The sequence below is a fragment of the Pseudomonas sp. UBA1879 genome, from assembly GCF_002338065.1.
Taxonomy (GTDB): Bacteria; Pseudomonadota; Gammaproteobacteria; order Pseudomonadales; family Pseudomonadaceae; genus Aquipseudomonas.
Genome location: NZ_DDHJ01000017.1, coordinates 14,614 through 25,904, shown reverse-complemented (window position 1 = coordinate 25,904; position 11,291 = coordinate 14,614). Strand labels below are relative to the sequence as shown.

Below are 11,291 nucleotides of genomic sequence, written 5' to 3'. Positions count from 1 at the left end.
CTTCCTCTCTCTTCAAAGCGGCCCGTACTATACACAATGTGCATTTCGTATTGGGGCACAATAATTGAGCTTGGAAGGTGAAGCCTTGCTAAGCGGCCATTGCGTACTGTGCTGTTTCTGGGAGGGGGTATAAAAGGAACACGTCCGAGCTGCGGATGTACAGCTGCATCGACAGCTTGCCGTCGGCGACGAATGCCTGATACAGCAAATGACACACCGCGAGGGCCTGGCGCCCTGCCTTGACGTTTTCCTGGGGCGAGAGTTTTTCGTCCGGCAGGTATTCCGTGTTCCAGCCGTGGAACAGGATGCGGCGGCTGTTGGGGTTGTTCTTCAAGCAGTCGACCATGTAGTCGATCTGGTTGATCTTGCCGCCATCCTTGGTGGGCCAGCCGGTCCACTGCGCGCCGTAAACCGGGCCCAGATCGCCGTCTTCAGTGGCCCACTCGTCCCAGATGGTCACGCCATTGTCGTTAAGCCATTTGGTGTTGGTATTGCCGCTGAGCATCCAGATCAGTTCGTTGGCGATGCTCTTGAAGTGCAGCTTCTTGGTGGTCAGCAGCGGGAAGCCATCGGCCAGGTTGTGGCGAATCTGGCGCCCGAACACAGCAGTCGTTCCCGTGCCGGTGCGGTCGCCTTTGCGCGTTCCGTTGGCGATGACGTCCTGTAACAGTTCAAGGTATTGCTTCATGCCCAAAAGCCCTCTTGTATCGGTGAATCGCCTGGCCTCATGGGCCAGACGATTCAAAATCAGACGGCTGCCTTGTTGGCAGCAGGTGCGCGATGGTAGGCCAGCCAGATCAGCACCAGACCACCGATGATCATCGGCAAGCTGAGAATCTGACCCATGGTCACCCAGCCCCAAGCCAGATAACCGAGCTGGGCATCAGGGACGCGGACGAACTCCACGATGAAGCGGAAAATCCCGTAAAACAGCGCAAACATGCCGGAGACGGCCATGGTCGGACGCGGCTTGCGCGAGAAGAAATAGAGAATGACAAACAGTGCCACACCTTCCAGCGCGAACTGGTACAGCTGCGACGGATGGCGCGGCAGTTGTGCAGGGTCGCTGAACGGCGGGAAGACCATGGCCCATGGCAGGTCGGTCGGTTTACCCCACAGCTCGCCATTGATGAAGTTGCCGATGCGCCCGGCGCCGAGGCCGATCGGTACCATCGGCGCAATGAAGTCCATCAGTTGAAAGAATGACTTGCCGTTGCGCTTGCCGAACCAGTAGGTCGCGATCATGACGCCGATGAAGCCGCCGTGGAACGCCATGCCGCCCTTCCACACTTCGAAGATCAGCAGCGGATTGGCGATGTAGTTCGGCAGGTCATAGAACAGCACGTAGCCGAGCCGTCCGCCGACGATCACCCCCATCGCGACCCAAAAGATCATGTCCGAGAGTTTTTCCTTGGTCCACGTCGGGTCGAACCTGTTCAAACGGCGCGAAGCCAGGAACCAGGCACTGCCGATGCCGACCAGATACATCAGGCCGTACCAGTGAATTTGCAGCGGACCGATGGCCACGGCTACCGGGTCAATCTGCGGGTAAGGCAGCATTGCGACTCCTTAAAATGGACGCTCACAGAGCGATGAATCAAATCAGAAAACTGGTACCCACGACCACCAGCAGCAGGGCGAACAGTCGTTTCAGCACCCTCGGTGACAAAGTGTGCGCCAGCTTCGCACCAAAACGGGCGAAAAACATGCTGGTAAGCGCAATGCCAATGAACGCAGGCAGGTACACGAAACCGAGACTATGCGGGGGCAACAGCGGATCGTGCCACCCCAGAATCATGAAACTTAGGGCACTCGCCACGGCAATAGGGAAGCCGCAGGCAGACGACGTGGCAACCGCTTGCTGCATGGTCAGACTGCGCCAGGTCAGAAACGGCACGGTCAGCGATCCGCCGCCGATGCCGAAAATCGCCGAGGCCCAGCCAATCACCACGCCTGCTGCGATGAGACCCGGCCTGCGCGGCACCGTGCCACTGGCCTTGGGCCTCAGGTCGAAGGCCATCTGGAGTGCAACGAGAATGGCGAACACGCCGATGATTTTCTGCAGGTATGGCCCGGCGATATAGCTGGCGGTCAGCGACCCCACCCCGGCGCCCACCAGAATGCCCATCGTCATCCACGTAAACACGGCCCAGCGTACGGCGCCCCTTTTATGGTGGGCACGCACCGACTGGATCGAGGTGAAGACGATGGTCGCCAGCGAGGTGCCCACGGCCAGGTGAGTCAGGACGGAACTGTCGAAGCCTTGCAGCGTGAAGCTGAACACCAGCACCGGAACGATGATGATGCCGCCGCCCACACCGAACAGCCCGGCCAGCACTCCCGCGCACGCGCCCAAGGCCAGATAGAGCAGAAATTCCATGGGGCCTCCGAAAATCAGTGCGGCATGTTACCGGACCGAGCGTTTCGCCTCCACCCGTGGTCGATGGATGTGTGGCGTATCTGTGCGTACAGTGTCGAGAAAAAGGAGGCCCGCATGTGCCTGATCGTGTTCGCTTGGCGCCCTGCCCACCCGCAACCGCTGATTCTGGCGGCCAATCGAGATGAATTCTACGCCCGCCCAACCTTGCCGCTCGCGCAGTGGGAGGACGCTTCGCACGTCTACGCGGGACGTGACCTGGAAGCCGGCGGCACTTGGCTAGGTATGACCGCCGACGGGCGTTTCGCCGCGCTGACGAACATTCGCGACCCAGCCCAGCCTCTCGGGCGTCGCTCCAGAGGCGAGCTGGTTGCTCAATTTTTGACCGGTTCGCTGCCGATTGACGAATACCTGCGCGAAGTCGCTGGTCGTGCGGCTGAGTATGGCGGTTTCAATCTGCTGGTCGCCAATCGCGATGAGCTGCAGTTTCTCAATGCGGCGAATCCCGTTCCTCGCCGCTTGGAGCCGGGGATTTATGGCGTGTCCAACGCAGGGCTTGATACGCCATGGCCGAAGCTGCTGAAGGCAAAGGCCGCGCTTTCGGATCAGCTGGATCAGCCGGAACCGGAGGCGCTATTTGAGTTCCTCGCAGATGCCGAGGCTGCACCAGACGCCGACCTGCCCAGTACAGGCGTGGGTTTGGCGACCGAGAAGCTGCTGTCCAGCGTGTTCATCGCTAGTCCGAATTACGGGACGCGGGCGAGTACAGTGCTGATTGCCAGTGCAGATGGTAGCCGGAGACTGATCGAACGCAGCTTCGGGCCGTATGGCGGGAGACTGGGTGAGGTAGATTTGGAAGTTTGATCGTGGCGTGCTGACCCACCGCGATTAACTGTGGGAGCCGGCTTGCTGGCGAAGGCGGTGAATCAGGCCCAGAGAAGTGGCTGACACTTCCCCTTCGCCAGCAAGCCGGCTCCCACAATGGTACGCGTGCTCCCGGCAATCACCGTCCTGTTTGAAGTGCAGCACCTCACCTCTGTGGAGTGCAGTCGAGGCTCGCGGCCGATCAATGCCCTTTGACGGACGTCGGATTGATCATCCGCGACAGACCAAGATTGCGCAGCGCCAATTGCAACGAACTGCTGATGACCTGGGGATTGTCATTGTTCATCAACTGCGCCAGCAGCTCTTTGGCCTTGCTGAGATTGATCTGACGCAACATCCACTTCACTTTCGGCAGGTTGGTGGCGTTCATCGAAAGACTGTCGAAGCCCATCGCCATCAGCAGGACAGCTGCCGCCGGATCCCCCGCCATTTCTCCGCAAATGCTGACCGGCTTGCCCTCGGCATGGGCGTCGCGCACGACATTTTGCAGGGCCTGTAGTACGGCCGGGTGCAGGTAATCGTAAAGGTCGGCGACCCGAGGGTTGTTGCGGTCGACGGCCAACAAATACTGCGTCAAATCGTTGGAACCCACCGACAGGAAGTCCACCTGACGCGCCAGCTCGCGGGTCTGATAGACCGCCGCAGGCACCTCGATCATCACACCCACCGGCGGCATCGGCACGTCGGTGCCTTCGTCGCGCACTTCGCCCCATGCCCGGTGAATCAAGTGCAGGGCTTCTTCGGTTTCGTGAGTGCCGGAGATCATCGGCAGCAAAATCCGCAGGTTGTTCAAGCCTTCGCTGGCCTTGAGCATGGCGCGGGTCTGCACCAGGAAGATTTCCGGGTGATCGAGGGTCACGCGAATACCGCGCCAGCCCAGGAACGGGTTGTCTTCCTTGATCGGGAAATACGAGAGCGCCTTGTCACCGCCGATGTCCAGCGTGCGCATGGTCACGGGCAGCGGATGAAAGGCCGCCAACTGTTCGCGGTAAATCGCCAGCTGTTCCTTTTCGCTCGGGAAACGCTGCTGGATCATGAACGGCACTTCGGTGCGGTACAGGCCGACACCTTCGGCACCGCGCTGTTGAGCGCGGGCGACATCAGCCAGAAGACCGGTGTTGACCCACAGCGGCATGCGGTGCCCGTCGAGGGTCACGCAGGGCAGCTCGCGCAAGGCGTCGAGGCCTTGAGACAACTGGCGTTCTTCCTCGACCACCACCGAGTACTGCTTGCGCAGGGCCTCGCTAGGGTTGGTGAAGACTTCGCCATGGTAACCGTCGACGATCAGCTCGATGCCATCGACCTTGGAATACGGCAGGTCCACCGCGCCCATGACGGTCGGAATGCCCATCGCACGGGCCAGGATCGCCACATGGGAGTTGCCCGAGCCCAACACCGACACCAAGCCGACCAGTTTGCCTTCCGGCACTTCACCGAGCATGGCAGGGGTAAGTTCTTCGCTGACCAGAATCGTGGCATCGGGGTACACCAGCGCTTGCTGGCGCGCTTCCTGGAGGTAGGCCAGCAGACGACGGCCAAGATCCTTCACGTCGGATGCGCGCTCGCGCAGATAAGCGTCGTCCATCAGTTCGAAACGGTTGACGTGCTCATTGACCACCGAACGCAGTGCGCCCTGTGCCCATTGCCCCGTTTTGATGACGTTAGTCACTTCACTGCCTAGCGATGCATCGTCGAGCATCATCAGGTAGACGTCGAACAACGCGCGCTCTTCCGGGCGCAACTGTGTTGCCAGCTTCGCCGAAAGGGTGCGCATGTCGCTGCGAACGCCTTCCAAAGCATTTTTGAAAAGTTTCAGTTCAGCGTCGATGTCAGTGACCGTTTTGTCCGGCACCACTTCGAGATCAGCGGGCGGCAACATGACCAGCGCTGTGCCGACAGCAGCGCCAGGCGAGCCGGCTACACCGACGAAACGAGCTTCTTGAATGCCTTTGCCCTGGCGCCCTAGCCCACGAATCGAGCCCGTGGCCTCAGCGTGGGCAATAACGCCAGCCAACTGGGCGCTCATGGTCACGAGGAAGGCTTCTTCCCCTTCGTCGAACTGACGACGCTCCTTTTGCTGGATCACCAACACCCCGACGACACGCCGGTGGTGAATAATCGGCGCGCCGAGGAACGAAGCAAAACGCTCTTCGCCGGTCTCGGCAAAGTAGCGATAACGAGGGTGATCGGCGGCGTTTTCCAGGTTCAGCGGCTCTTCGCGCGTACCGACCAGCCCGACCAGACCTTCGTTGGGCGCCATACTGACTTTGCCGATGGAGCGCTTGTTCAGGCCTTCGGTGGCCATGAGCACGAAACGGTTGGTTTCGGGATCGAGCAAATAGACCGAGCAGACCTGGCTGCTCATGGCCTCTTTGACGCGTAACACAATAATCCCCAACGCCGCCTTGAGATCCTTGGCGGAGTTAACTTCCTGGACGATCTTGCGCAGCGTATTGAGCATGGCTCGGGGTCGAACTCCGTGTCAGTCGCGCGCCAACAGGCGCGGGGCAAGCTCTTTAAGGGCGCGGCGATACACTTCGCGCTTGAATGTCACCACCTGGCCCAACGGATACCAATAGCTGACCCATTTCCAGCCATCGAACTCCGGTTTACCGGTCAAATCCATCCGCACCCTTTGCTCGTTGGAGATCAGGCGCAGGAGAAACCATTTTTGCTTTTGGCCGATGCACAGCGGCTGGCTGTGGGTACGCACCAAACGTTGCGGCAGACGATAACGCAACCAACCGCGTGTGCAGGCCAGAATTTCAACATCGTGGCGTTCCAGCCCGACTTCTTCATTCAATTCACGGTAGAGCGCGTCTTCCGGCGTCTCCTGAGGGTTGATCCCCCCTTGCGGAAACTGCCAAGCATCTTGATTGATACGGCGAGCCCATAAGACCTGGCCAGCATCATTTGTCAGAATTATCCCGACATTAGGGCGGAAACCATCGGGGTCGATCACGGCTACAACCTCGCAAACGCATGTCGCCGCATTGTTCCACAAAGATCGTGAAGGCAGCAACGAGGCGCAGGCAGCTTATCGCGACAACAGCATTAATAGATGCGGTCACTTGATGAAACCTCGTATTCTTGTGCTCTTTTTTTAGCCAATTCAGCGAGTAACCGCATGCGCCTGGCCTTATTCGACCTCGACAACACACTCTTGGGTGGCGACAGCGACCACGCGTGGGGAGATTACCTGTGCGGACGCGGCATCCTTGACGGCGCTGCCTATAAGGCACGCAACGATGCCTTTTATCAGGACTATCTGGCGGGCACATTGAACCTGACCGACTACCTGAATTTCAGCCTGGAAATCCTTGGCCGTACTGACATGGCCCAACTCGACGAATGGCACAGCGACTTCATGCGCGACTGCATCGAGCCGCTGATGCTGCCCAAGGCATTTGAACTGATTGCCAGGCACCGTGACGCGGGCGACAAGCTGGTGGTGATCACCGCGACCAACCGTTTTGTGACCGCGCCGATCGTAGCCCGCCTGGGCATCGAGACGCTGCTGGCCACTGAGTGCGAGATTGTCGAAGGCCGCTACACCGGCCGGACTACCGACGTACCGTGCTTCCGCGAAGGCAAGGTGACCCGCCTGAACCGCTGGATCGAAGAAAACGGCTTCGATCTGGAAGACAGCTATTTTTACAGCGACTCGATGAACGACCTGCCGCTGCTGGAACAGGTCGCCAACCCGGTGGCCGTGGACCCGGACGAGAAACTGCGCGCCGAGGCGACCCGTCGCGGCTGGCCGGTGATTTCACTGCGCGGTTGAAAACGCCTTCGCGGGCAAGCGCGCTCCTACAGCAGATCGCATTTCTCTAGCAGCGCGCTTGCCCGCGACAGCAATGATCCAGGCAGCAACAATCGCCCGCCGAACTCTCAGCTGGGTTTGGCCACCATCAAGTAAAAAATGCCTATAAAAGAAAAGAACGCGGGCCACGCCAGGCCAAACCACCATTTCATATAAACAGTCGCCTTGATCGGCATCGCAGAACCTTCCAGCAACGCCTGGTCCGCCAGTTTGTGCACCCGGATTTGCAACCACACCACCGGCAACCAGCACACTCCCGCCAGCACGTACAGCGCGAAACTCCACATCAGCCAGCTTTGCTGCAGGGGCCAGCCTGCCAGCCATGCCAGGCCCAATCCACTCAGCGGCTGAAAGATCGCGGTGGTGGTGGTGAATGCCCAATCTGCGAAGACCAAGTGCTTGAACGTCACAGCAATGACCTCGACTTTGCCCGTGCGCCACGCCCGCAACGCGTAATAGGCCGAACCCGCACCAAGGCCGAACAGGACTGTGGAAGACAAAATGTGCAGGGTTTTGAGCAGCAGATAGGCGTTCATCTACGCGCTTCCGTCCGTAAAAGCCAAAGGGTGGCTACCATCAGCACCAGGTTTTTGGCGACGGCGGCGTAGGGGTCAAACCAATAATGAGGCAGGACAACCGTGATGATCACGGTGTAGGCGGCCATCAGGCATAGCTGTGCTTGAAACGCGCGCCGTCGCCACCGGGGAATCAGCATGACGACGCCCAATAAGCCGTCGCTCAGCCCGCCGGTCACGACAGCGATCTGCGCGAACGGCCCCGTCAATCCCGCCTCGGCCAGGATGCGCAATCCCCACCCGAAACCGGGTCCGAGGCAGACGAAAGCAGTTCCTAGCCAGATCAGCGCCAACACCGCGAGCATTAACGGACGCAGGGCCAGGTGCGCGCTCTGGGCAGGGTCGGGCCAGTCGTGAAGGCGATCGCGCAAGCTGGCGCAGCGATAACCGCACACTGTCTCAAGCACTTCGGGGTCTGCCATGTTGTCGCGCTGAGCCATGAGCAGGCTTTGTCGATTCAACGCTCGCCAGCCAAAGCGGTCGCCCAGCGAAGCACCGAACTCTGCCGCAGCGTCGGGGATTTTGATGAACCAGGCAGTCGGCCAACCTTGAGACATGCGCATCTGGTCGATCAGTTGCGCCAGCGTCATCACTTCAGGCCCCACCACCGGCAGCACGAGGGGAGCCTCCGGCCAGCGGCGCACCAGCGCCAGTATGGCATCGACCAGATCATCGACGTGCAATGGCTGCAAGCGTGCCTTGCGATCCAGCAGCGGGATCGCCGGCAATGCCGACATTCGCGCCAGCCATTCGCTACTGGCGCCGCCCGCCCCCAGCATTAATGAAGGTCGAAGCACCACAGCGGGAATGCCGAGCGCCATCAGGTAGTCATCCGCTGCCCCTTTGCTCGCCAGAAACGGCACATCCGGCTGACCGCCTGCGCCGAGCGCCGAGATGTGCAGAACACGCACACCCGCCTGCTTCGCCAGATCGAAGAGCGCGCGCGTGCCGAGGTCCTGGGTGAGAGTCAGTTGCTCCTCATCCACGCTCAACAGCCCTGCGGCGTTGATCAGCAGGTCGATAGCGTCGGGGAATTGAAAGTGGTCCGGCACCGTGGCCAAGGTGTCCAAGTCAAGCTGACGCCATTCGACGCCTGGCAAGCGCAGGGATTGCCGAGCGCGACTGGTTGCCACGATTTGATGACCGGCGCCGCTCAGCGCTTTCAGCACGTGACGTCCGACGAACCCCGTCGCACCTGCCAGAAGAATCTTCATCACATTCCTTGTTGTGGCTTTCGGGTGCCGGGGTCACACCGGTTTGGCACCCATCAGTCCGGCGATGGCTACAAAACAAACTGCGCAGAAGACGGCGAGTGCCAGGGTGAATGTCGAATTGCCAACGATCACGGGCCTGCGCAGCCGATTGACCCGCACCGCCAGCCAGGCCCAGCTCAGGGCGCCGAAGGTGTAGAGGATACTGGCACCGAGCAGCCAGGCTTGCCCCAGCGGCCAACCAGCCTCATGCACCAACCACCAGCCGCTGATGGGCAGGGTCAGCAGGCAAAGCCCCATCAGCCCCCAGACGAACACCCAGGGTTTCTGCATGGCGCGGTTCTGCACCGTCAAGTCCCCGGCCCGGCGCCCGCGAACGATCCACACCGCCAATGCCAGCCCGCTGATGAACAGCAAGGCCGTGGCGACCATATGCAGGATTTTCAGCGCGGCGAAGTGTTCCATGGGATTCATTCCTTTATAGAGAGCCGTGCTTTGAGCGTAGCCGCGGGCGGGAAGTTGCGTTGGACTACAGCGTTGCACGCGGTCCGCTTCTGCCGAAGGCGTAGGAGCAAGCTTGCTCGCGATCGGCTGCGCAGCAGTCGTAAACCTGACGACGCGGTATGCCTGGCACAACCGAGGTGTTCGGTTTTACTGCCGCTTCGCGACAGATCGCAGGCAAGCCAGCTCCCACGGCCTTCGGCCAGAATCCAGGGCGTGCGTTCGTATCAGGCACTCTAATCAGGGCGACTTAGTTACCCCAAAAACAGCTTGTACGCAGGATTATTCGTTTCATCCCAATACGGATAGCCAATCTCCGCCAGCGCCTTGGGCACCAGGTGCCGTTCCTCTTCCGGCACGACCAGGCCCGCCACCACCCGGCCATCCGCCGCGCCGTGGTTGCGGTAGTGGAACATCGAGATGTTCCATTTGCCGCCCAGTTTATTCAGGAAATTGAACAGCGCGCCGGGCCGTTCGGGGAATTCGAAGCGGAAGACCATTTCATCGCTGACTCGCTCCGAATGCCCGCCGACCATGTGCCGCAGGTGCAGTTTGGCCAGTTCGTTGTCCGTCAGGTCCAGCACCGGAAAACCCTGGTCGGTAAGGCTGGCGATCAGTGCCTTGCGCGGGTCGTTTTCCGGATGGGTCTGCACGCCGACGAAGATGTGCGCCTCGCGGTCGGTGTGGTAGCGGTAGTTGAATTCGGTGATCTGGCGCTTGCCCACGGCCTCGCAGAACGCTTTGAAACTGCCGGGCTGCTCGGGGATGGTCACGGCAATGATGGCTTCACGGCCTTCGCCCAGTTCGGCGCGTTCGGCGACGTGGCGCAGGCGGTCGAAATTGACGTTGGCGCCGGATTCGATGGCGACAAAGGTCTGGCCTTTGACCTCGTATTGCTCGACGTATTTCTTGATCCCCGCCGCGCCCAGCGCACCTGCAGGTTCGGTGATCGAGCGGGTGTCGTCGTAGATGTCCTTGATCGCCGCGCAGATTTCGTCGGTGCTGACGGTGATCACCTCATCGACGTAATCCTTGCAGATGTCGAAGGTGTGCTGGCCAATCTGCGCCACGGCGACGCCATCCGCGAACAGCCCGACCTGCTGCAACACCACGCGCTCGCCATAAGCCATGGCCTGTTGCAGGCAGTTGGAGTCGTCCGGTTCGACGCCGATCACCTTGATCTCCGGGCGCAGGTATTTCACATAGGCCGCAATGCCCGCGATCAGCCCGCCGCCGCCTACCGGGACGAAGATCGCGTCCAGTCGGCCAGGATGCTGACGGAGAATTTCCATGGCCACCGTGCCTTGCCCGGCGATGGTGTCAGGGTCATCGTAGGGGTGAATGTAGACGTAGCCTTTTTCCTCGACCAGCTTCAGGGAATACGCCAACGCCTCGGGGAAAGAGTCGCCGTGCAGCACGACGTTTCCACCCCGCGAGCGCACGCCCTCGACCTTGATCTCGGGCGTGGTTTTCGGCATGACGATGGTGGCCGACACGCCCAACGTCTTCGCCGCCAGCGCCAGGCCCTGCGCATGGTTGCCCGCCGACGCGGTGACCACGCCCCGCGCAACTTCTTCCGCGCTCAATTGCGCCAGTTTGTTGTAAGCCCCACGAATCTTGAAGGAGAACACCGGCTGCAGGTCTTCGCGCTTGAGCAACACCTGATTGCCGAGGCGTTCGGAGAGCTGGCGAGCGCCGTGCAGCGGGGTTTCGACGGCGACGTCGTAGACGCGGGAGGTGAGGATTTTCTTCACGTAGTGTTCGAGCATCGGGACCGCATCGCTGGCGAAAGGGCAAGACTCGGAAGTCTACCCCGCGACCCGACGCGCGACCACACCAAGAGTCAGGCTTTACCGACGGCATGTCGCTATAATGCCCGCCCTCGCATATCGCTCTCTCTGCAGGAGCGCGCTTGCCCG

The 11,291-nt window shown here is 60.6% G+C and carries 11 protein-coding genes; 2 read left to right on the top strand and 9 right to left on the bottom strand.

Going from position 1 to position 11,291, the window contains the following annotated elements:
* Positions 1-88: 88 nt before the first annotated feature.
* From thyA to B3N48_RS19440, 3 genes are read right to left on the bottom strand one after another with little or no spacing between them, the layout of a single operon-like run.
* Positions 89-688: a thymidylate synthase gene (gene thyA / locus B3N48_RS19450; protein WP_296186565.1), complete on the bottom strand. Its 600-nt coding sequence runs from the start codon at positions 686-688 to the stop codon at positions 89-91.
* 59 nt (positions 689-747) lie between these two features.
* Entirely contained in the window at positions 748-1,560 is an 813-nt protein-coding gene (lgt, locus tag B3N48_RS19445; protein ID WP_296186561.1) for a prolipoprotein diacylglyceryl transferase, read from the bottom strand.
* A gap of 37 nt (positions 1,561-1,597) precedes the next feature.
* The gene (locus tag B3N48_RS19440; protein WP_296186558.1) at positions 1,598-2,380 is read right to left on the bottom strand and encodes a sulfite exporter TauE/SafE family protein; all 783 of its coding nucleotides are present in this window, start codon (positions 2,378-2,380) and stop codon (positions 1,598-1,600) included.
* Between the two features lie 114 nt (positions 2,381-2,494).
* Here B3N48_RS19440 and B3N48_RS19435 point away from each other — a divergent pair, with 114 nt between their 5' ends.
* Positions 2,495-3,241: an NRDE family protein gene (locus tag B3N48_RS19435; RefSeq protein ID WP_296186556.1), complete on the top strand. Its 747-nt coding sequence runs from the start codon at positions 2,495-2,497 to the stop codon at positions 3,239-3,241.
* Positions 3,242-3,443: 202 nt separating this feature from the next.
* On the opposite strand, the gene ptsP is transcribed toward B3N48_RS19435, so the two are convergent.
* A complete protein-coding gene (gene ptsP, locus B3N48_RS19430) occupies positions 3,444-5,723 on the bottom strand; it encodes a phosphoenolpyruvate--protein phosphotransferase (protein ID WP_296186555.1) in 2,280 nt (759 codons plus the stop codon).
* A gap of 21 nt (positions 5,724-5,744) precedes the next feature.
* Positions 5,745-6,224: an RNA pyrophosphohydrolase gene (locus B3N48_RS19425; RefSeq protein ID WP_074751434.1), complete on the bottom strand. Its 480-nt coding sequence runs from the start codon at positions 6,222-6,224 to the stop codon at positions 5,745-5,747.
* A 165-nt stretch (positions 6,225-6,389) separates the two neighbouring features.
* Between B3N48_RS19425 and B3N48_RS19420 the strand changes: the two genes are divergently transcribed.
* On the top strand, positions 6,390-7,046 hold the full coding sequence (locus tag B3N48_RS19420) for an HAD family hydrolase (protein WP_296186553.1): 657 nt from the start codon (positions 6,390-6,392) through the stop codon (positions 7,044-7,046).
* Between the two features lie 107 nt (positions 7,047-7,153).
* On the opposite strand, the gene B3N48_RS19415 is transcribed toward B3N48_RS19420, so the two are convergent.
* The 4 genes from B3N48_RS19415 to ilvA all read right to left on the bottom strand — a co-directional run bounded on the left by B3N48_RS19415 (position 7,154) and on the right by ilvA (position 11,141).
* A complete protein-coding gene (locus B3N48_RS19415) occupies positions 7,154-7,621 on the bottom strand; it encodes a DUF2269 family protein (protein WP_296186552.1) in 468 nt (155 codons plus the stop codon).
* Positions 7,618-8,874: an SDR family oxidoreductase gene (locus tag B3N48_RS19410; RefSeq protein ID WP_296186550.1), complete on the bottom strand. Its 1,257-nt coding sequence runs from the start codon at positions 8,872-8,874 to the stop codon at positions 7,618-7,620. Before B3N48_RS19410 ends, B3N48_RS19415 begins: the two co-directional genes overlap by 4 nt.
* 33 nt (positions 8,875-8,907) lie before the next feature.
* Positions 8,908-9,336: a DUF2269 family protein gene (locus tag B3N48_RS19405; RefSeq protein WP_296186548.1), complete on the bottom strand. Its 429-nt coding sequence runs from the start codon at positions 9,334-9,336 to the stop codon at positions 8,908-8,910.
* 290 nt (positions 9,337-9,626) lie between these two features.
* Positions 9,627-11,141 (bottom strand): threonine ammonia-lyase, biosynthetic, encoded by a 1,515-nt coding sequence (ilvA, locus tag B3N48_RS19400; RefSeq protein ID WP_296186545.1) that lies wholly within the window; start codon positions 11,139-11,141, stop codon positions 9,627-9,629.
* Positions 11,142-11,291 lie beyond the last annotated feature (150 nt).